The 20,035-nt window shown below is 63.6% G+C and carries 22 protein-coding genes and 1 riboswitch; of the genes, 7 read left to right on the top strand and 15 right to left on the bottom strand.

Annotated features, from left to right (window positions below; genetic code table 11):
- Positions 1-59 precede the first annotated feature (59 nt).
- Both ACMGGN_RS12550 and ACMGGN_RS12545 read right to left on the bottom strand, forming a co-directional pair.
- Complete coding sequence (locus tag ACMGGN_RS12550; protein WP_046787221.1) at positions 60-1,346, bottom strand: sensor histidine kinase; 1,287 nt, start codon at positions 1,344-1,346, stop codon at positions 60-62.
- Positions 1,343-2,083 carry a response regulator gene (locus tag ACMGGN_RS12545; RefSeq protein WP_039603377.1) on the bottom strand — a complete coding sequence of 247 codons (741 nt, stop codon included), beginning with the start codon at positions 2,081-2,083 and terminating at the stop codon, positions 1,343-1,345. Before ACMGGN_RS12545 ends, ACMGGN_RS12550 begins: the two co-directional genes overlap by 4 nt.
- A gap of 217 nt (positions 2,084-2,300) precedes the next feature.
- Here ACMGGN_RS12545 and ACMGGN_RS12540 point away from each other — a divergent pair, with 217 nt between their 5' ends.
- Entirely contained in the window at positions 2,301-2,576 is a 276-nt protein-coding gene (locus ACMGGN_RS12540; RefSeq protein ID WP_115275282.1) for a DUF2790 domain-containing protein, read from the top strand.
- Positions 2,566-3,102 carry a thioredoxin family protein gene (locus ACMGGN_RS12535; protein ID WP_115275281.1) on the top strand — a complete coding sequence of 179 codons (537 nt, stop codon included), beginning with the start codon at positions 2,566-2,568 and terminating at the stop codon, positions 3,100-3,102. Before ACMGGN_RS12540 ends, ACMGGN_RS12535 begins: the two co-directional genes overlap by 11 nt.
- Positions 3,103-3,153: 51 nt before the next feature.
- Here the strand turns inward: ACMGGN_RS12535 and ACMGGN_RS12530 are convergent, their stop codons facing one another.
- The 4 genes from ACMGGN_RS12530 to ACMGGN_RS12515 form a co-directional block, all read right to left on the bottom strand.
- A complete protein-coding gene (locus ACMGGN_RS12530; RefSeq protein WP_115275280.1) occupies positions 3,154-4,002 on the bottom strand; it encodes a shikimate dehydrogenase in 849 nt (282 codons plus the stop codon).
- Positions 3,999-4,448, bottom strand: a complete 450-nt coding sequence (aroQ, locus tag ACMGGN_RS12525) for a type II 3-dehydroquinate dehydratase (protein ID WP_115275279.1) — start codon at positions 4,446-4,448, stop codon at positions 3,999-4,001. Before aroQ ends, ACMGGN_RS12530 begins: the two co-directional genes overlap by 4 nt.
- Positions 4,449-4,634: 186 nt before the next feature.
- A complete protein-coding gene (locus ACMGGN_RS12520) occupies positions 4,635-5,972 on the bottom strand; it encodes an MFS transporter (protein ID WP_115275278.1) in 1,338 nt (445 codons plus the stop codon).
- A gap of 192 nt (positions 5,973-6,164) precedes the next feature.
- Entirely contained in the window at positions 6,165-6,848 is a 684-nt protein-coding gene (locus tag ACMGGN_RS12515; protein ID WP_414156814.1) for a FadR/GntR family transcriptional regulator, read from the bottom strand.
- Between the two features lie 278 nt (positions 6,849-7,126).
- On the opposite strand from ACMGGN_RS12515, the gene ACMGGN_RS12510 reads away from it, so the two are divergent.
- From ACMGGN_RS12510 to ACMGGN_RS12495, 4 genes are read left to right on the top strand one after another with little or no spacing between them, the layout of a single operon-like run.
- Positions 7,127-7,912, top strand: coding sequence for a transporter substrate-binding domain-containing protein (locus ACMGGN_RS12510; RefSeq protein WP_046787215.1), 786 nt, complete (start codon positions 7,127-7,129; stop codon positions 7,910-7,912).
- A 22-nt stretch (positions 7,913-7,934) separates the two neighbouring features.
- Complete coding sequence (locus ACMGGN_RS12505) at positions 7,935-8,600, top strand: amino acid ABC transporter permease (protein WP_039604080.1); 666 nt, start codon at positions 7,935-7,937, stop codon at positions 8,598-8,600.
- The gene (locus ACMGGN_RS12500) at positions 8,601-9,248 is read left to right on the top strand and encodes an amino acid ABC transporter permease (RefSeq protein WP_046787213.1); all 648 of its coding nucleotides are present in this window, start codon (positions 8,601-8,603) and stop codon (positions 9,246-9,248) included.
- Positions 9,235-9,969, top strand: a complete 735-nt coding sequence (locus ACMGGN_RS12495) for an amino acid ABC transporter ATP-binding protein (RefSeq protein WP_414156813.1) — start codon at positions 9,235-9,237, stop codon at positions 9,967-9,969. Before ACMGGN_RS12500 ends, ACMGGN_RS12495 begins: the two co-directional genes overlap by 14 nt.
- A 21-nt stretch (positions 9,970-9,990) precedes the next feature.
- Here ACMGGN_RS12495 and ACMGGN_RS12490 read toward each other — a convergent pair whose 3' ends face one another.
- From ACMGGN_RS12490 to ACMGGN_RS12480, 3 genes are all read right to left on the bottom strand, one after another.
- Positions 9,991-10,767 carry a ParA family protein gene (locus ACMGGN_RS12490; protein ID WP_414156812.1) on the bottom strand — a complete coding sequence of 259 codons (777 nt, stop codon included), beginning with the start codon at positions 10,765-10,767 and terminating at the stop codon, positions 9,991-9,993.
- Positions 10,768-10,863: 96 nt separating this feature from the next.
- Complete coding sequence (locus ACMGGN_RS12485; protein WP_046787210.1) at positions 10,864-12,447, bottom strand: sensor domain-containing diguanylate cyclase; 1,584 nt, start codon at positions 12,445-12,447, stop codon at positions 10,864-10,866.
- A gap of 86 nt (positions 12,448-12,533) precedes the next feature.
- Positions 12,534-13,013: a hypothetical protein gene (locus ACMGGN_RS12480; protein ID WP_115275274.1), complete on the bottom strand. Its 480-nt coding sequence runs from the start codon at positions 13,011-13,013 to the stop codon at positions 12,534-12,536.
- 117 nt (positions 13,014-13,130) lie between these two features.
- Between ACMGGN_RS12480 and ACMGGN_RS12475 the strand changes: the two genes are divergently transcribed.
- Positions 13,131-13,631, top strand: a complete 501-nt coding sequence (locus ACMGGN_RS12475) for a GNAT family N-acetyltransferase (RefSeq protein ID WP_115275273.1) — start codon at positions 13,131-13,133, stop codon at positions 13,629-13,631.
- An 86-nt stretch (positions 13,632-13,717) separates the two neighbouring features.
- Here the strand turns inward: ACMGGN_RS12475 and ACMGGN_RS12470 are convergent, their stop codons facing one another.
- The 6 genes from ACMGGN_RS12470 to ACMGGN_RS12445 all read right to left on the bottom strand — a co-directional run bounded on the left by ACMGGN_RS12470 (position 13,718) and on the right by ACMGGN_RS12445 (position 19,818).
- Positions 13,718-15,055: an OprD family porin gene (locus ACMGGN_RS12470; protein WP_115275272.1), complete on the bottom strand. Its 1,338-nt coding sequence runs from the start codon at positions 15,053-15,055 to the stop codon at positions 13,718-13,720.
- The gene (locus tag ACMGGN_RS12465; RefSeq protein ID WP_115275271.1) at positions 15,052-15,486 is read right to left on the bottom strand and encodes a pseudoazurin; all 435 of its coding nucleotides are present in this window, start codon (positions 15,484-15,486) and stop codon (positions 15,052-15,054) included. Before ACMGGN_RS12465 ends, ACMGGN_RS12470 begins: the two co-directional genes overlap by 4 nt.
- 16 nt (positions 15,487-15,502) lie before the next feature.
- Positions 15,503-16,291: an ABC transporter ATP-binding protein gene (locus ACMGGN_RS12460; RefSeq protein WP_119688668.1), complete on the bottom strand. Its 789-nt coding sequence runs from the start codon at positions 16,289-16,291 to the stop codon at positions 15,503-15,505.
- Complete coding sequence (locus tag ACMGGN_RS12455) at positions 16,288-17,304, bottom strand: FecCD family ABC transporter permease (protein WP_119688669.1); 1,017 nt, start codon at positions 17,302-17,304, stop codon at positions 16,288-16,290. Before ACMGGN_RS12455 ends, ACMGGN_RS12460 begins: the two co-directional genes overlap by 4 nt.
- Positions 17,304-18,314 carry an ABC transporter substrate-binding protein gene (locus ACMGGN_RS12450; protein ID WP_115275268.1) on the bottom strand — a complete coding sequence of 337 codons (1,011 nt, stop codon included), beginning with the start codon at positions 18,312-18,314 and terminating at the stop codon, positions 17,304-17,306. The genes ACMGGN_RS12455 and ACMGGN_RS12450 overlap by 1 nt, the downstream gene beginning before the upstream one ends.
- Positions 18,315-18,424: 110 nt before the next feature.
- A riboswitch (cobalamin riboswitch) is annotated at positions 18,425-18,623 on the bottom strand.
- 28 nt (positions 18,624-18,651) lie between these two features.
- On the bottom strand, positions 18,652-19,818 hold the full coding sequence (locus tag ACMGGN_RS12445) for a DUF1624 domain-containing protein (RefSeq protein WP_115275267.1): 1,167 nt from the start codon (positions 19,816-19,818) through the stop codon (positions 18,652-18,654).
- Between the last annotated feature and the right edge of the window lie 217 nt (positions 19,819-20,035).

Raw genomic sequence — 20,035 nt, 5'->3', positions numbered from 1 at the left:
TAGGCCAATTTCACCCGTGCAGGCGCGGCGCGCAGCACCGCGTCAAGGACGGCAGCGTTTCACTTCAGCTCGATTTGTGCGCACAGGCCTCCGCCCTGGCGATTGCTGAGGACCAATTGCCCGCCCATGGCCTGCATCAGTTGGTGGGCGATTGCCAGGCCCAGGCCGGTGCCCCCGGTACTGCGGTTGCGCGAGCTTTCCACCCGATAGAAGGGTTTGAGCACTTCGCCGAGCTCTTGCTGGGGGATGCCAGGGCCTTCGTCCAGCACGCGTATCACGATACGTCCCTGCTCACGGCTGACCTCCAGTTGCGCCTTGCCGGCGAACTTCAGGGCATTGTCCAGCAGGTTGACCAACACCCTGCGCAGCGCATGCGGGCGCGTTTCCAGCAAACTGCCGGTACTGCCGTGGCGCTCGACCTGCGCGCCGCTGTCCTGGTAATCGAACACCACGCTGTCGAGGAACGCGTCGAGGTTGATGCGGCAGGGCGGCTCGGTGTTGATATCCATGCTGCGGGCATAGGCTACGCCTTCGCGGACCAAGTGCTCCATGGCATCCAGGTCATGCCACAACTTGTCCTTCTCGACTCCCTCGTCCATTACCTCGACCCGGAGTTTCATACGCGTGATCGGGGTTTGCAGGTCATGGGAAATCGCTGCCAGCAACTGCATGCGTTCCTTGAGGTAGGCAGCGATGCGCGCCTGCAAGGCGTTGAAGGCGACGGCGGCGAATTTCACTTCGCGCGGGCCGCTTTCGTCCAGCAACATGCCGGGCTTGTCCGGGTCGAGGTCGTCAAGCGCCTTGACCAGGCGTGTCAGCGGGCCGATGGCCAGGCGCACGGCCAGCCAGGTACAGAACAGCAGCACGGCAAGCTGAATGAGCAGCACCAGCGGCAGCCAAGTGGCGATCGGCACGGGGGCCGGGGTGACATCGATGGTCAGCGGGGCGCCGTCAGCCAGACGCAGGTGGGCCTGGAAGTGTGCGTTCGGGCCAGGTATCTCCTGGAAGGTCAGGCGATACTGGCTACCGATGGCCTTGACGATCGAGTCGGCGGCCATGGGCGGGTCGTCGCTTGGCATCGCCGCACCCGTTACGCCAGCGTCAAGCCGATAGCGGTAGGTGCGCCGCTCCAGGCGGGGCAGCCAGGCCGGGCGTTCAGCGGCGGGCAGGCGGTCGAGGATGGCCACCGAAGTGGCGACGTCCTGTTCCAGATTGCTGAGCATCATCGAGCGGCTGCTGATATAGCGCTCATAGGCCTGCAGGCTGAACGACAGCCCGTAGGCCAGCACCAGCCCGGTGATGAAGATCAGTGCCAGGCGCGAGGCGAGGGTGCGCGGCCACTTCATGATGGCGACTCGAGCAGTTGCACTGGCAGCGAGAACACATAACCTTCGCTGCGCACCGTCTTGATGCAGCTGGGCTCGCGCGCGTCGTCGCCCAAGCGCTGGCGCAGGCGGCTGACCAGCAGGTCAATGGAACGATCGAAGATATCGGCCTCGCGGCCCTGGGTCAGGTTGAGCAACTGTTCGCGGCTGAGCACCCGTTGTGGGTGGTCGAGGAACACGCGCAACAGGCGGTATTCGGCGCCACTGAGGGCCACCAGCGTGCCTTCGCTGTCGAGCAGGTGGCGCGCGGTGGTATCCAGACGCCACTGGCCGAAACGGATCAGGCGGCCGCTTTCGCTGATGGTCAGGTTGGGCGGCAGCATGCGTGTGCGGCGCAGCACGGCATTGATGCGAGCCAGCAGTTCACGGGCTGAGAATGGCTTGGTCAGGTAGTCATCGGCGCCCATCTCCAGGCCGATGATGCGGTCGGTCTCGTCGTTGCGCGCGGTCAGCATCAGCACAGGCGTATTGCGGTGCTTGCCGGCGCGCAGTTCGCGGCACAGCAGCAGGCCGTCATCGCCCGGCATCATGATGTCGAGGACGATCAGGTCGACGCTGTTGGCTTCGAGGAAGGCGCGCATCTGCCGGCCGTCGGCGACGATGCTGGTGCGCAGGCCGTTCTTCTTCAGGTAATTGCCGACCAGTTCGCGGATTTCGCGGTCGTCGTCGACGATCAGGATGTGATCGACATGTTCCATCGGTGGGGTCCTGTGCAAGGGGAATGGGCGCAGTGTACCGAGCAGGTATGAGCTTGCCTGCAGAGGTTTGTATTGCAGTGTATCTGGTGGCGCATCAGATACAGCAGGAGGCAGGGCGCAGGGTCAGGCGACACATGCCCGATACCTGGCGAGCGTGAAATGGCTCTCACCGGGGAACACAACTCCCCACCCTCAGAAGATCCACAGGAGAGATGCCATGAACATGAAAACCCTCGCCAGCGCCAGCCTGTTCGCCGTGCTCAGCCTCGGCACCCTGGCTGCCCAGGCATCCACGCAGCCGATGGAGGATGCCAGCGTCATGCAATACCGCTACGGCGACCGGCTGGATATACAGAAAGTGCTGTCGGTGAAGGATGATCAAAGCGATGCCTGTGGCCTGGTCAACACCCGTATGGATTACATCAACTCCCAAGGCCAGCGCCAGAGTGTGCAGTACCGCACCTATGCCACGAGCGGTTGCCATGACAACTGAGCGCCGCTCGTTGTTGAAAGTGGGCGGCGTCGCCTTGGCGCTCTTGGGCCTGGGCCTTGCCGGCCACCTGGCAGCCCGCGACAGTTACGGCGCGATGCCATCGCTGTCCGGGGCCAGTGAGTGGATCAACTCGCCAGCGCTGGATACCAAGGGGCTAAAGGGCAAGGTAGTGCTGGTGGACTTCTGGACGTGGGACTGCATCAACTGCCAGCGCAGCCTGCCGCACGTCAACGACTGGGCCCGGCGGTACGCCGATCAGGGGCTGGTGGTGGTGGGCGTGCACACGCCGGAGTACGACTACGAGCATGATGTCAGCCAGTTGAAACGCAAGGTGGCCAGCCTGGGGATCGCTTACCCGGTGGCGGCGGACAACGATTATCGGGTGTGGAATGCCTGGGGTAATCAGTTCTGGCCTGCGCATTACTTTGTCGATCGCCAGGGCCAAGTGCGGCATGTGCACTTTGGTGAAGGTGACTACGACGGGCAGGAGAAGGTGATAAAGGCGTTGCTGGATGAAAAAGGCTGAGGTGTTTACCGTTCCTTTCGCGAGTAAACCCGCGAAAGGAACGGCACGGGCTCAACCGAAGCTGGCGAAATGTGCCTGCATGCGCTCGGCATTGGCCTGGCGGCCACTGAACAGTTCGAACGCTTTCACCGCCTGGAACACAGCCATGTTGCTGCCATCCAGGGTCCGGCAGCCCAGTGCCCGTGCGGCGCGCAGCAGCTCGGTTTCCAGCGGGAAATAGATGATCTCCGCCACCCACAGCCGGGCATGCAGCAGCTCGACCGGCAGCGGTGTGCCCGGCAGTTTGGCCATGCCGACCGGCGTGGTGTTGACCAGCCCGTCCGCTTCGGCAATCTCAGCCGCGAGGTCCGTGCCCACAATGGCTCTGCCTGCGCCGAAATGGCCGTTGAGGTTGTCGACCAGCGCCTGGGCACGCGCTGCATCGACTTCGAACAGCACCAGCCGCTCGACCCCTTCGCCCAGTAATGCATGGGCCACTGCCGAGCCAGCACCGCCGGCACCCATCTGCACCACCTGCCGGCGCGCGACGTCGGGCAGGCCGCGGCGCAAGCCCTCGGCGAAGCCCAGGCAGTCGGTGTTATGGCCTACACGCTTGCCGTCCTTGAGGACCACGGTGTTGACCGCACCGATACCCCTGGCCTCATCGGACAGCTCGTCGAGCAGCGGCAGGATCGCCTGCTTGAACGGGTAGGTGATATTGAGCCCGGTGAAGCCTGTGTGCTGGGCCGCTTCGAGCAATTGCGCCAAGGCGCTGTCTTCCAGTTGCAACTGGTCGGCGTCTATCAGGCGGTAGAGGTAGCGTAAGTCCTGCGCATCGCCTTCATGTTCATGCAGGGCAGGGGTGCGCGACAGTTGAATACCACGGCCGATCAGGCCGGCAAGGATGGCCGGCTGAGTCATGCTGCCTGCTCCTGGAGCATTTCGGCGAAGTGCGCCAGAGCCATGCGGTAGCCGTGGCTGCCCAGGCCGCAGATCACACCAACCGCGATCGACGAGACGAACGACAGGTGGCGGAACGGCTCGCGCTTGTGCACGTTGGAGAGGTGCACTTCGATCACTGGCACCTCGCTGGCGACCAGCGCGTCGCGGATGGCCACCGAGGTGTGGGTCCAGGCACCGGGGTTGATCACGATACCGGCGCAGCGACCACGGGCAGCGTGGATCCAGTCGATCAGATCGCCTTCGTGATTGGTCTGGCGGAATTCGATTTCCAGGCCGTGGGCCTGCGCGGTGTCTGCGCAGCTCTGAGCCAGGTCAGCAAGGGTTTCACGGCCGTACTGGGCAGGCTCGCGGGTACCCAGCATGTTCAAGTTGGGGCCGTTGAGCACGAGGATAAGGGGCTTCATGGCGGGCATCACTTTGTTGTTGTTGAATGCCCGTATGTTTGTACCACCTGGTTAGTTTCGTCAATTGGGTTGGCTGTCGCATCGTGGAAAGTGGGCGATTATCGGACCCGGAGTATCGCGTTCTCAACGCGGGTATGCCCTTTGAAGCGCCTTTTGTTGCGAAAGGGCTGCAATGCAGCCCCACTCTCAAACGGTGCTGGCGGCCGCGCGACCCACTTCATCCCCGGCTGTTTCTTCATGCAACGATATTCGCGAGGTTTCTGGCAGCGCCAGCCCACCCACCAGCGCCACCAGCGCGATGACCACCAGGTAGAACGCTGGCGCCAGGCTGCTGCCGGTCTGTCCGATCAGCCAGGTCGCCACCAGCGGTGCGGTGCCGCCAAACAGCGTATAGGCCACGTTGTAGGTAATCGCCGATGCGGTGTAGCGCGTACGGGTCGGGAAACTCTCCGAGAGCAACGCGGCGGTCACCACACCACTGCAAAGTGCGCCTACCGCCAACAGGATGACCCCCACCAGCGCAGCCGTCACCGACCCGGAACTTGCCAGCCAATAAGCCGGGAATACACAGACCATTACCCACAGGCAGGTGAAACCAATGGTCTTGCGCCGCCCGACCCGGTCCGAGAACGCGCCGGCCAGCGGACAACCGATGGCGGCGAACACCAGCGCTACCGTTGTCACCAACAGCGACTGGGCGCGTGTCAGGTTGCCGACCATTTGCAGGTAGGTGGCGAAGTAGGTAGTGAACATGTAGAACGACAACGCTGTAAGCGAGATGAAGGCACCCAGATTGCGGATGGCCCGGCCGTGGTTACGCAACGTGTCCTTGAGCGGCGAATGCTCATGGGTCTTGCCTTGAGCGATGGCCTCGCGAAATGCCGGGGTTTCCTCCATGCGCCAGCGCAGGTAAAGGCCCACCAGGCCCAGCGGCGCCGCCACCAGGAACGGTATGCGCCAGCCCCAGGCCGCCATCGCTTCGGCCGACAGGCTTGCCTCAAGGCCGTAGGCGATCACCGCCGCACAGGCGAAGGCAGAGAAGGTCGACACGGGCACGAAGCTGCCATAGAAGGCCCGCTTGTTTTGCGGTGCGTGCTCCATCAGGTACGCACAGGCACCTGCATACTCACCGCCTGCGGAGAACCCCTGCAGGCAGCGCGCAAGGGTCAGTAGCGCGGGGGCGGCAAGGCCGATGCTGGCGTAGGTCGGCAGCAGGCCGATCAGTGTGGTGGAGCCGGCCATCAGCAGGATGGTCAGTGACAGGATGCGTTTGCGTCCCAGCCGGTCACCCAGCGCCCCGAACACGATCCCGCCCAGTGGCCGCAAGGCGAAGGCCACGGCGAAAACGGCAAAGGTCTTCAGCAAGGCCACGCTGGCATCGCCGCTGGCGAAGAACTGGCTGGCGATGATCGTTGCGAGAAAGCCGTAGACGGCAAAGTCGAACCATTCGACGAAGTTGCCGATGGCCGAGGCGGCGATGACCCGGCGCAGAGTGGCGGGGGATACCTCGTGAGATGCGGACATAGGGAAACGCTCCGGTTTCAAAGGCAGCCTGGCGGATTAGCGAAGCGGTCTGGCCGCTTCGTCGTTGTTGTTGCAGGCAGTAAACCGGCGCGGGCGCGAGGGCGCTTCTTCGAGGGCGACGCCCAGATATCTGTTTTGACCGCGTGCGCCCATTCGTGGCCAAGCCGCGGTCAGCCCGGCAATGAGTGGGTGTTATACCGAAAACACCACCCCGGTACGCGAAGCCGCGTTGCGAATATGCTCCTGCATCGCCTTCTGCGCCGCCGCCTGTGAACGGCGAGCCAGGGCGCGCAGGATCTTGCGGTGCTCCTGCCAGGTTTCCATCGCCCGTTCCGGGCGGATGAAGGGCAGCTTCTGGCTTTCCAGGAAAATCTCCTGGCTGGCGGTGATCGCCTGCAGCATGGCGTGGTTGCCGCAGGCTTGCAGCAACTGCTGGTGAAAGGCGAAATCCAGCCGTGCGGCGGCTTCGAAGCGGCCCGCGCGCAATTCCTGATGCATCGCCTCTACATTGACTTCCAGGCGATCGATGTCGTCCGCAGTCAGTGCCAGTGCCGCCTGCCCGGCAGCGAAACCTTCCAAGGCGTAACGCAGCTGGAAGGTGTCGCTTGCAGAGACCTGTTCGGCATACGGCCAGGCAAATGCCGAAGGCGCTGGCGCCTGCACGAACACACCCTTGCCCGGCTGCACGCTCACCAACCCCAGAGCGCTGAGGGAGGACAGCGCTTCTCGCAGAGAGGCCCTGCTGACCCCCAACTGCTCGGCAAGGTCGCGCTGCGAGGGCAGGGCATCGCCGGGCTGATAGCCGCCGTCTTCGATCAATTTGCGGATGCCTTGCAGGGCCTGTTCGGGGACGGCGCGGGGTAGGGTGTCGAGCATGCTGTTCAGACCGGTCGGAGGGCGATGACCTTGGCTTTTTACGGCCATTGTCAGGCGCTTGCAAGCATTGCTCCGCGCTGATGCAGGCAAATGCGGCCTTGCACAAAAGCGGGGCGTGACGGCGGCGGGGTAAGCGGGCAGGCAAGCAACTGTTCAGACCAGTAAGACCGTTCAGCTCAGGGCTTGCGCACGTCAAGCCGGTGCCAGCACGGACGTTGGCATGGCCCGTGCACTGGCCAGCCAGCACTCTTTTCCCTGGTTACCTGCGAGGCCACACCATGAAGACATTCCGCACCTTGTTCCTGGCCAGCCTGTTCTGCAGCAGCGCCCTTGTGCTGCCAACCGCCCAGGCTGATGCCCTGGCCGACATCAGCGCCCGTGGCGTGCTCAAGGTGGCAGTGCCCCAGGACTTCCCGCCTTTCGGCTCGGTCGGGCCAGACCTCAAACCCCGTGGCCTGGACATCGACACTGCACAACTGCTGGCAGACAAGCTGGGTGTGAAGCTGGCCCTGACCCCGGTAAACAGCACCAACCGCATACCGTTCCTCACCACAGGCAAGGTCGACCTGGTGATTTCCAGCCTCGGCAAGAACCCGGAGCGTGCGGCAGTGATCGATTTCTCCCGGCCCTATGCGCCGTTCTACCTGGCCGTATTCGGCCCGGCCGAGGTGGACATCGCGGGCATCGACGCCGTCGCTGGCAAGACCATCAGCGTCACCCGCGGCTCGATCGAGGACATGGAACTGAGCGCCGTAGCGCCAAAGGGGGCGGTGATCAAGCGCTTTGAAGACAACAACTCGACCATCGCCGCCTACCTCTCTGGCCAGGTCGAACTGATCGCCAGCGGTAGCGTGGTAATGGCCGCCATTGCCCAGAAGAACCCGGCCAAGGTGCCGGTGGTCAAGGTCAAGCTCAAGGACTCGCCGGTTTATGTGGGCCTGGCCAAGAACGAGCCGGCGCTGCTGGACAAAGTCAATGCCACGCTCGAAGCCGCCAAGGCCGACGGCAGCCTCAACCGCAATGCCGAAAAATGGCTGAAGCAGCCGCTGCCGGCCGACCTCTGAGCTGTACCCGGAGTTTGCCACCATGGCCTATGAATTCGACTTCGCCCCCGTGCTGGCCCAGGCCCCCCTGTTGCTCAAGGGCGCCTGGTTCACCCTGCAGCTGACGGTGGTCGGCACCTTGCTGGGCGTGGCCATCGGCGTGCTCGGCGCGGGGGTTCGCGCCTGGCGTGTGCGCCCCTTCGACATGCTGTTTGGCCTGTACGTGGAACTGATCCGTAACACGCCCTTCATCGTCCAGCTGTTCTTCATCTTCTTCGGCCTGCCGGCGCTGGGCATTCGCCTGACCGAGTGGCAGGCGGCGGTGCTGGCGATGGTGATCAACCTGGGTGCCTACTCCACCGAGATCATCAGGGCGGGCATCCAGGCCATTCCCAAAGGCCAGCTGGAAGCGGCAGCAGCCTTGGCCATGAGCCGCTTCGAGGCGTTTCGCCATGTGGTGTTGCAGCCTGCCCTGGCCAAGGTATGGCCGGCACTGACGAGCCAGATCGTGATCGTCATGCTCGGCTCGGCGGTGTGTTCGCAAATCGCCACCGAGGAGCTGTCGTTCGCCGCCAACTTCATCCAGTCGCGCAATTTCCGTGCATTTGAAACCTACCTGCTGACCACCGTGCTGTACCTGATCATGGCCATCGCCTTGCGCCAGTTGCTGGCATGGGTTGGGCAACGTCTGCTGATGGGGAGACGCTGAATGGACTTCACCTTCTGGGACATCCTGCGCAACCTGCTGATCGGCCTGCAATGGACCTTGCTGTTGTCGCTGGTGGCCTTCTTCTTCGGTGGCCTGGCCGGGCTGCTGGTGCTGGTCGCACGCATTTCTCAATGGCCGTGGCTGCGTGGCCTGGCGCGGGGCTACATCGAGCTGTTTCAGGGCACGCCATTGCTGATGCAACTGTTCATGGTGTTTTTCGGCATTGCCTTGTTCGGCCTGGATGTGTCTGCCTGGATGGCGGCTGCCATCGCCCTGACCCTGTTCACCAGTGCGTTTCTCGCAGAGATCTGGCGCGGCTGCGTCGAGTCCATTCCAAACGGCCAGTGGGAAGCGTCCGGCAGCCTGGCGCTGAGCCGCATGGAGCAGCTGCGCCACGTGATCCTGCCACAGGCGTTGCGCATTGCCGTGGCACCGACCGTGGGCTTTTCGGTGCAGGTGGTCAAAGGCACGGCGGTCACCTCGATCATCGGTTTCACCGAGTTGACCAAGACCGGCGGCATGCTGGCCAACGCCACCTTCGAGCCGTTCATGGTCTACGGCCTGGTTGCGCTGGGCTATTTCATCCTCTGTTACCCGCTCTCGCTGAGCGCCCGTTATCTGGAAAGGAGGCTGCATGCCCCTGCTTAGAGTGTCCGCGCTGCACAAATACTACGGCGACAACCATGTACTCAAAGGCGTTGACCTGAGCATCGAAGAGGGCGAGGTGGTAGCGATCATCGGCCGCAGCGGTTCGGGCAAAAGTACCTTGTTGCGCACGCTCAATGGCCTTGAGTCGATCAGCGATGGCGTGATCGAAGTGGACGGTGAATACCTCGATGCCGGCCGCGCCGACTTGCGCGCGCTGCGCCAGAAAGTGGGCATGGTGTTCCAGCAGTTCAACCTGTTCCCACACCTGAGCGTGGGCGAGAACGTGATGCTCGCGCCCCAGGTGGTGAAGAAGGCCAGCAGGGCCCAGGCGCGGAAACTGGCTGAACAGATGCTGGCGCGGGTGGGCCTGGCGGAAAAGTTCGATGCCTACCCCGACCGGCTTTCCGGTGGCCAGCAACAGCGGGTGGCGATCGCGAGGGCGCTGGCCATGTCGCCCAAGGTGCTGCTGTGCGACGAGATCACCTCGGCGCTCGACCCCGAACTGGTCAACGAGGTGTTGGGCGTGGTGCGCCAGCTGGCCAGTGAAGGCATGACCCTGATCATGGTCACCCATGAAATGCGCTTTGCCCGCGAAGTGGGCGATAAACTGGTGTTCATGCACCATGGCAAGGTGCATGAAGTGGGTAACCCGCGTGAGGTGTTTGCTGCACCGAAAACGGCCGAACTGGCCAATTTCATAGGCTCAGTGGTATCGGCCTGAGCCTTTCTCGGTCGGTGCAGCTCAGGCAGCCCGCTCCAGCGCATCGAGCAGGTCGACGAACTCCATCGCCAGTTTGTGCCGTGGCGCCAAGTGTACCAGCGGTACCGACGCCAGGTGCGACTCTCGCATCTTGATCGAGCTGCTCAAGTACACCGGCAGCACGGGCATGCCCTCGCTGCGCAGTTGGTCAACCAACGTCTTGTGCAACGCGGTGCGGCCGGCGAACTGGTTGACCACGACGCCTTCCACTTGCAGCGCCGGGTTGTGGTCCAGGCGCAGCTCCTCGACCTCGGCCATGACACTGTGCAGCGCCTGGCGCGAGAAGCTGTCGCAGTCGAACGGGATCAACAGGCGCTCAGCCGCCACCAAGGCGCTGAAGGTATAGAAGTTGAGCGCAGGTGGGGTGTCGATGTAGATCCGTTCGTAGTCCTCGTCCAGCTCCAGCAACAGCTTGCGCAGCTTGTTGATCTTGAACTTGCTCTCAAGCTTGCTCTGCAAGTCGCTGAGGTCGGGGCTGGCGGTCACCATGTGCAGGTTGCGGTAGCGGGTTTCGGTGATGGCCACCCGGTGCTTCTTGCCAGCAGCGGTGACGGGCGACAGCGTCTGGCGAAAAAAGTCGGCGATGCCGGCGGGGATGGCGTCGTTGGTGAGGCCAGTGAGGTAGTAGGTGGCGTTGGCCTGTGGGTCGAGGTCGACCAGCAACGTGCGATAACCCTCCGCGGCACTGGCGGCGGCAAGGTTGCAGGCGATGCTTGACTTGCCCACGCCACCTTTCTGATTGAAAACCACACGACGCATGAGACGCTCATCCATGAAGAAGGGAAATGTCAGGTTGGGGTCAATCCTATGACCAATACACGACAGTTTTATGACAATACTTGTTACATCTTTCCTTCAGTGCCCGCCAGCTTCGCTGCACACCTGATTTCGCCCTCCGCGCTTGGCCCGGTACAACGCGCTATCCGCCTGGCTGAGCGCTGCACCCGGCTCGCGATCCTGCTTGGCGTGCCAATGCGCCACCCCCAGTGAGATGGTCACAGCGCCTACCGGTTCTATCGCGGTGTCCTGCACCATCACGCGCAGTCGCTGCGCCACCGTTGTCGCGACTACCAGGCCGGCCCCCGGCAGCAGCATCAGGAACTCCTCCCCACCGGTCCGGCACAGTAGGTCACCTTCACGGCAACAGCCGCGCATGATTGCGGCCAGGCGCTGTAGTACCTGGTCCCCGACATCATGCCCATGCCCATCGTTGATCCGTTTGAAGTGGTCGATATCCAGCACGATGACCGAAAACGCGCGGCCTTCGGCCTCCAGCAGCGACAGCTTGAACTCCAGGCTGCGGCGGTTGCCCAGGCCGGTCAGCGGATCGGTCTGGGCATCGCGGTTGAGCCGGCCGATGCGCTCTTGCAAGAGGTTCAGGCCGAACAGCATGGCCCGCTTTAGTTCCGCAGCCTCGAAGTACCAGGCATGTACCCTGTGCAGCCGTTCGGCGTTGCCGGTGCGGTCCATGGTGCGGGCGCCGGCGGCCAGTTGCCAAAGTGGCCTGGCGATGGTCAACGCCAGCCACCACAGCAGCAGGCTGCCCACCAGTGCCAGGGGGGCCGAGATGCCCATGACAGTGAGAATCAGATGACTCAACGGCGCCACCGTTTGCGCCAGCGGTTGTTGCGCCACCACGCCCCAACCGGTACTGGGCACTGTGGCGAAGCCCGCCAGCATGGCTACCCCTTGGCTATTGATGACCTGCCGCGTGCCGTGCTGCAGTTCGGTCAGCTGGTCGATCAGGGTATTGCCTTCGACCACGCTGCCTACCCGTTCGGCATTGGGGTGATAGAGCAGGCGGCGGTTGCGATCGACCACATAGAGGTAGGAGCCGTCCTTGTAGAAATGCTCGCCCAGCAGGCTGTTGAGTATGTTGCGTTCGCGCAGGTACAGGCTGCCGCCGACATAGCCCAGGTAGCGGCCGTTGGCATCGAAGATCGGCTGCGACAGCGCCACCACCAGGTTGTTGGCCGCCGACAGGTAGGGCGTCGACACCAGGGGCCGGCGCTCGCGCAATGCCTCTTCAGTACCGGGCGTCTGTACCTTGCGGCCAAGGTAATGGCGCAGCGCAGCGGGTGAAATCGCCCTCACGATACCTTCGGCATCGACCACGAAGGTGGAGTTGAAGGCCATGCTCTGGCGCAGCAACCGTGTGGTTTCTGCTTCCAGCGCAGCGCCGTCGGCCAGTTGCCGCCCCTGCACACTGGCGCTGAATGACAGCTGTTGCAAGGCAGTGGCGATGAAGGTTTCGGTGATTGCCGCCAGCTTCGCCGCATATACCCGGTTGGCCTCCAGGGCGTTATCGATCAGCAACTGGCGCTGCACCCGGTAGCTGGCGAAGTAGCTGGCACAGAGCATCACCAGGGCTGTGAGTGTGCAAAGGCTGAGGATCAGCGTGCGCAAGTCCAGGCGCAGTCCATGCTTGGCGTGTGGCAATCCAGACCTCACTGACGCAAAAGAAATAACCTTACTCGTTATGGGCTTGCACCGCTACGGGAGGGATGTGGGGCTGTCGCAATCGTTCAGGAACCGGCGTTTTCCAATGCGTCCAGCTCGTCCTGCACCCGTTGCAGGCGCTGCGCTGCGAGTGCCTGGGCCTTTTCATCGCGTGCTGTCTCGCGCATCAGCCGGGTAAGTTTCGCGCTCAGTTGCTGGCCGTCCTCGGTCTGCTCCAAGGCCTTGGCCTTTGCCGGGTCCCGAGTCACCTCGACGATAGTGGCGAACTCGGCGTCACTGAAGTTCTTTTCGCTGTAGAGCTTGAACAGGTCCTGGCGCTGATCCTCGACCGTGAGGTGCTTGCGCAGCACGCTGCGGATTGTTTCTTCGTCGAGTTGCGGGTGGCTGCGGGTCAGCAGCAACGCCATGCGGTCGATGTTGTGCTCATAGGCCTCCTGCAAGGGCAGGCTGGCCACGATCTGCTCTTCTCGAGTCGGTTTCTGGTCGCAGGCGGTGAGGGCAGCGGCGAACAGCAGGGGCAGCAACAACTTGCAGAGGCGGGGCATGGGCTGGCCTTGGGCGCGTTTCAGGCCGGGGATTATAGCGAGGTCGGGCCGACCATGCATTGCGCCGTCCGATGCTGTAGGGTAGAAACACGTTCCCCAGGCCATCGCTTCAACCCCATGCCCGACTGGACCTTGCAATCACCCGGCCGTGACGCCATCGATGAAGTCGTTGCCTTCGTCGACAGTGCCCGACGCGAGCTGTTCCCCATGCTCGCCCATTCGCCTTTGCCCAAAGACCTGGCCCATTTCGAGGCGACTTACCTGGATGGCGACGGGCACTTTCTGGAAGCCCGTGATCGTGGCACGTTGATCGCAGTCATTGGCTACCTGCCCTATGACCATCGCTTCCACCAGCTCGACTACCACGGCAAACGCGTCGTCGAAATCGTGCGCCTGTTCGTGCTCCCCGAATACCGGCGCAACGGCCTGGCCGCGGCATTGTTCCAGGCCTTGCGTGAGCACGCCGTCGAGGCAGGCGTTGAGTGTCTGTACCTGCACACCCATCCGTTTCTGGCAGGGGCGATCCGGTTCTGGGAGCGGCAGGGCTTCACGGTGATCAACGTAGAGGATGACCCGGTGTGGCGGACTACGCACATGGAGCAGTACCAGGTCATTTAGGAACTTTCCTGCTTTGCAGTGACGAGGGTGGATACCCGCAACGCCAAGGGCCTCATCAAACCGGCGCACAAGGAGGATGAAACCACTCAGAGCCCGCCCGACAACGGCCACTCCACGGCCAGGCGGATCTGGTTGCCGTCCAGTTCCGCCTGCGCCGTATCCCCGCGGTGCACATTGTGCCTCAGTGAAAACGCCGTGCCCTTGGCCTTGCCACTCTGTACCACATACCGCGCCTCAAGGTCCCTCTCCCAGTGTTTGCCACCCTTGCCATAGCCCAGGTACGCATACCCGCCGTTGGGGTCCACGTGCGTGCCATCGATATCGAACCCGCGCACATACAGCGCCGTCAGGTTCAACCCCGGCACCCCATAAGCGCCCATGTTCAGGTCATAGCGCGCTTGCCAGGACTTTTCGTTGGGTGCGTTGAAGTCAGACATCTGCACGGCGTTGGCAATATAGATTGCACCGCGGGTCACGTAGTCGAACGGCGTGTTGCCATCCACCTGCTGCCAGCCCAGGCTGAAAGCATGGGGGCCTTGGCTATAGCGCGAGACCAGGCTCCAGGTGGTGTTGTCGATGCGCCCGGACAGCGCTTTGCCGGTGTCGGTGGTGCGGTACAGGTTGAGGTCCAGGCTCAGGCTGCGCCGGTCATCCAGTGCATGGGTGAGGGTGCTGCCCAGGTAGTGCTGGTTCCAGGTGTCTTCATAGCGGGAGGTGTACAGGCTGGCGCTCAAGGCAGCGCTGGGGTTCCACACCGCACCGGCGAGGTCGAAGCTGTTGCCCTGGCGGGCGTTGGAGTAGTTCACCACGAAGCCCTGGTCATGGCTTGAAGCATTGCGGTCGGTGCTTTCGTTGAAGTGCCCGGCAACCAGCTTGACCTTGTCGATTTCATTGCTGGTGAGGAAAAAACCGGTGGCGGTTTCGGGTAGCAAACGGCTGTCGGAAGAGCTGAATACCGGCGTTTTCACTCGCTGCTCACCATAGGAAAGCACTGTGTCGGACAGGCGAAGCTTCAGAGCGGCACCGCCGCGGCTGTATTCGTTTTTAGGGTGGCCATCGTTGTCCACACCGAGTAGGCGAGCCTTGCCGGTTCGACCTCCACCGCTGTCGAGTTGTACGCCAAGGTAGGCATGGGCATCGACGCCAACACCGATCAGGCCCTGGGTAAAACCGGACTGGAATGTACCCATCAAACCGTAGGCCCATTCCTCGGCCAGGCCATTGCGTTCACTGCGGGGTTTGTAGGCATTGCGGGCGGCACTGTTGCGCCCGCCATGCTTGTAGTCACGCTGGTCGTAGACCGTGCGGTTGAGGATGCTCCAGCTGCTGTCTTCGACCAAGCCGTTGCTCTGCGACTGTGCGGATTCAGCCAGCGCCAAGGGCGCCAGGCCCAGCAGTGGCAGGGCCAGAAGCAAACGGTTCATTGGCCGGCCTCCAACTGCTGCAGTTGGGCTGCCAGGCGCGTACGTGCCCGCGCAGGCAAATCCGCTGGCAATTCGGTCAAGCCGGTATCGCCCACCTGGATCAGCATCACCATACCCATGGCCAGGTGTGGGATGCACTGGACGCCGTACACCCCTGGCACCGTAAAGGTCTGCTCGAAGGGCTGGTTCAGCTTGCTCTTGAAAGCCTCGGCGCCTACCGGCAGCAACCTGGGCAGGCTGGCCGCGTTGTGGCCGCTCTGGGTCGGCACGAAACGTACCGTATCACCCGGTGCGATACGCAGGTGGTCGGGCTCGTAGACCATGGCACCGGCCGCGCCGCGGGTGAGCATCTTCACTTCGTGCACGTCGGCCAGCGCAGCGTGAGGTAGCAGAGCGTTGGCGAGCAGCAGGACGGTAGTGCGCAACAGCATGCGGGAGCTTCCTGGTTCAGGGGGCGCGAAAGCGCAGGATGCGCGCGCCGTCGAAGGGGTCGGTGAGGTAGTGGGCATGTACGCCGAAGGTGCTCAGCAAACGCTCGGGGGTCAGTACCTCCAGCGGCTTGCCGAGGGCCACCAGACGGCCGTGTTCGAGCACCGCCACGCGGTCGCAGGTCAGCGCCTGGTTCAGGTCGTGCAGGGCCACCAGGGTGGTTACCGGCAGCGCCTGTACCTGTTGCAATAGGCTCAGCTGGTGCTGGATGTCGAGGTGGTTGGTCGGCTCATCGAGCAGCAATACCTGCGGGCGCTGGGCAAGAGCGCGGGCAATGTGTACGCGCTGGCGTTCGCCACCGGACAGCGAGCTCCAGATGCGCGTGCGCAGGTGCGAGGCATCGAGGTCGGCCAGGGCCTGCTCGACGACCGCGCGATCCTCCTGGGAAAACGGCGCCAGGGCGGACAACCAAGGGGTACGCCCTAGCGCCACGGCGTCGAACACGCTGATGGCGTCGAGGGTGTCGGCCTGTTGCTCGACCAGCGCCAGGGCCTGGGCGATGCGCCTGCGCGGCAGGCGCGCAAGCGGCTCGCCGAGCAATTGCACGCTGCCGCTATGCGGCGTGCGCAGCCCGGCCAGCAGTTTGAGCAGGGAGGATTTGCCGGAGCCATTCGGGCCAACGATACCAAGGGTTTCACCTGCGGCGATCGTCAGGTTGATATCGCGCAGCACGGGGGTGCCCGACAGTTGCAAACCCAAGCCCTGGCAGGCGAGCGGGGCGACCTTTGGGGGTGTCATGGCCGTCATGCGCGCCCCCTGCGGCTGACCAGGATCAACGCAAACACAGGTGCGCCGATCAGCGCTGTGACCACGCCCACTGGAATCACCTGGCCGGGGATCAGCGTGCGTGAAAGCATGTCCGCAGCGATCAGGAACAGCGCACCGCCCAGGGCGCTGGCCGGCAGCAGGCGGCTGTGGCCTGGGCCGAGCATCAGGCGCAGGGCATGCGGGATGACCAGCCCGACAAAACCGATGGCGCCGACGATGGACACCATCACCGCCGTCACCAGCGCCGCGCAACTGATCAGCAGCAACTGGCTGCGCCGCACTGCAATGCCCAGCGACGCCGCCGAATCGGTACCGAAGGTGAAAGCGTCCAGTGTGCGCCGGTGCCACAGGCACACCACCAGCCCGAACAGCGCCACCGGCAGCGCCAGCCATACTGACGGCCAGCGCACGCCACTGAGGTTGCCCAGCAGCCAGAACAGGATGCCGCGAGCCTGTTCGGCCGTGGCCGATTTGGTGATCAGAAACGCCGTCAGGGCGTTGAACAGTTGCGAGCCGGCAATCCCTGCCAGGATCACTTGGGCGTTGTTGCTGCTCGGGCCGGCTGCGCGGGCCAGCACCAGGACCAGGGCGAAGGCCGCGACGGCGCCGACAAAGGCGCCGCCCGACATGCTCAGGGCAACACTGCCCAGGCCCAGCAGGCCTACCAGCACGGCGCCGGTCGAAGCCCCGGCCGACAGGCCCAGCAAATAGGGTTCGGCCAGCGGGTTGCGCAGCAGCGCCTGCAGGATCACCCCACAGGTCGCCAGCCCTGCGCCACAGGCTGCGGCGACCAGCGTGCGGGTCAGGCGGTAGTTCCAGACGATACCGGCGTCGATCGGGTCGACCGGGTAACCGGCCTGCCACAGGTGGTTGGCCAGTACCTGGTACACCACGCTGGGTGACACGGTGGTCTCGCCAATGGCGGTGCCGGCAAGCAGCGCGCCGAGCAGGGCAACCAGGGCCAGGGCGCAGCAGGGCAGCTTACGGTTCATCACGGCGCCGCTTTACCGCTGGCGAAGGCTGCCGACAGGGTCTGCAGGCCCCGGAACAGGCGGATACCGGCCTGCATGGCATCGGCGTCGAGGATGATGATGCGGTTGTTCTTCACGGCATCCATGTGCTGGGTTACCGGGTCGCTGCGCAGGAATTCGAGCTTCTTCTGGTAGTCGTCGGCCGGAAAGCGGCGGCGATCCATGCGGGCGATGATCAGCCACGTAGGGTTGGCCTTGGCGATGGTTTCCCAGCCCACCGTGGGCCACTCTTCGGTGGACTCGACCACGTTGCGTACACCCAGGGTGCGCAGCATGAAGTCCGCCACGCCCTGGCGGCCCGCAACGTAGGGGTCGATGTCGAGGTCGGCGCTGGAGAACCAGAACAGTGCCGAAGTCTGGCTCAGGTCTTTGCCGGCCAGTTGTTGCCTGGCGCTGTCCAGGCGCGCCTTGAGGTCGCTGTTCAGTGCCGCGCCGCGGTCCTGGACGTCGAAGATTTCCGCCAGCTGGCTGACGCTCTTGTAGATGCTCTGGACCTGAAACGCCTGTAGTCGCGTGCCATCGGCCCCCACCAGGTTGTCCTTGCCTTCGCAGTCTGAGGGCAGCAGATAGGTGGGGACCTTCAGTTCGTTGAACTGCTCACGGGTCGCGACCACGCCCTGGGCGCCGACCATCCACTCGAACTGCACCGCCACCAACTCTGGTCGCTTGCCCACCACTGCTTCGAAGCTCGGGTCGTTGTCGGCCAGGCGCGGCACCTTGTCGTTCTGCGCCTTGTATTCGGGCAAGACGTTGTTGAACCACAGCGATGTGCCGGCCAGTTTGTCGCCCAACCCCAGCGCGTAGAGGATTTCGGTGCCGGCCTGGCCGATGGTGACTGCGCGCTCGGGGGCGTGGGTGAAGGTCTGCGGCATGCCGCAGTTGTCCACGGTCAGCGGGTAGTGCGTGGCGGCGGCCTGGGCAGCGCCGGTGAGGCTCAAGCCGGCGAGCAGGGTGGCGAAACGGGACAGCATGCGGGGCGATCTCCTATCGGACAGTTCACGGAAGGAACGCACGGACAGGCATCGCCGCGCCCCTGCAGGCGACAGGGGCAACTCTGATGGCCAATCCCGGACACCCCGCCGGTTGGTGAATGTAAGCCGGCAGGTCTCCTGACTGGTGCGTCATCACCCGGCTCCGGCCTTCCCGGATCGGCTGATCCAGTGGCATCGATGGAGCGGGCTCGGCACCTACAGTTGCGGGGGCAGTTCCGTTTGGCGCGCCTGGGCGGCCTGGGATTCCCTATTATTTCCGTGGTGGAAACCGGCGGCCCGCATGGTAGACCATCAGGCAGCCGGTGAAAACGCTAAATCAGAAGTACTTGAGCCAGGTGATGTCGCGTCGGCGCGCCTTGAGCCTGGCGAACCAGCGCACCGGCAGGTACAGCGCCATGGCCAGCAGCACAGCACCCAGCCACACCGCGCCAATGCCGTCAAAACCGAAGTAGTCGCCGTGATTGCGGCCGAACAGGGCGACGCTGGCCAGGTACATCAGTTTCAACACGTACAGGTGCAGCAGATAGAAGAACATCGGTGCCGCGCCAAACACCGCCAGGGCACCGATCCAGCGGGCTTGCCCTGCGCGCTCAAAGGCGCGCAGCAACAGCAGGCCGCAGCCCAGGGTCAGGGCCAGGAACAACAACGAAGGCGGGTATTTGGTGATGTTGAAGAAACTCATCACGGTCTGGGTAAGCGTCGGGTAGCCGCTCCACGGCGCTTCGCCGTAGCCATTGAGCATGCGCAGCGCCATGAAGCCGAGCAGGGCGATGACCCCTGCCAGCAGCAGGCGGTACTGACGCTGGCCGGCATCGCTGCCACGGGCGAACCAAGGGCCCAGGCCATAGCCCAAGGCAATGACGCCGATCCACGGCAGTACCGGGTAGGAGGTGCGCAGGCGCAGGCTTTCAGAGAGCTCCAGCCAGCCACGGTCATGCAGGATCGCCCACGGCACATGCATCGCCGACTCAGCGCCAAAGTGCAGGCTGTCGAGCAGGTTGTGCCCGGCGATGATCACTGCGCCCAGCACAACCAGCGCCGGGCGCGGCAGCCATACCAGCAGCGACAGGGCGATCATGCTGACCCCGATGGCCCAGATCACCTGCAGGTAGATGACACTGGGCGGCAGCTGGAAGGTCCAGGCGAAATTCACCAGGGTGAACTCCAGCACTACCAGGAACAGGCCGCGCTTGAACAGGAACGCCGAGACATCGCTGCGGCCCTGATACTTCTCGCCGTACAGCCACGCTGACAGGCCAGTGAGCAGTACGAACACTGGTGCACATAGGTGGGCCAGGGTGCGGCTGAAGAACAGGGACGGGTCGGTGGCGTCGATGCTCATCGGGTCGCTGACTTGGCGGTGCAGGAAAAATGTCTCGCGGACGTGGTCGAGCAGCATGAACAGGATCACCAGGCCGCGCAGGGCATCGATGCTCTGCAGGCGTTGGGTGAGCTGAGTGGGGGTGGCGGCGGCACTTGTCATGGAGGGGTCGCAGGCAGGAATGGATGTCAAATGAAACGTTATCTTATAACTATTTCATTTGTGCCGGGTAGTGGTTTTTGCAGTGGCGGTTCAGCCGTCATCGCCGGCAAGCCAGCTCCTACTGGGTTTGCGCTGAGCTCGAGAGCAGCGGGGTCCCTGTGTGGCCGGCTTGCCGGCGATGAGGCCGATACAGTCAGCTCAAATCTGAAGCTGTAAG

This window comes from Pseudomonas sp. BNK-30 (assembly GCF_047456185.1).
Taxonomy (GTDB): domain Bacteria; phylum Pseudomonadota; class Gammaproteobacteria; order Pseudomonadales; family Pseudomonadaceae; genus Aquipseudomonas; species Aquipseudomonas putida_E.
The sequence above is the reverse complement of the archived record's forward strand: the minus strand, read 5'-3'. Positions and strand labels throughout refer to the sequence as shown.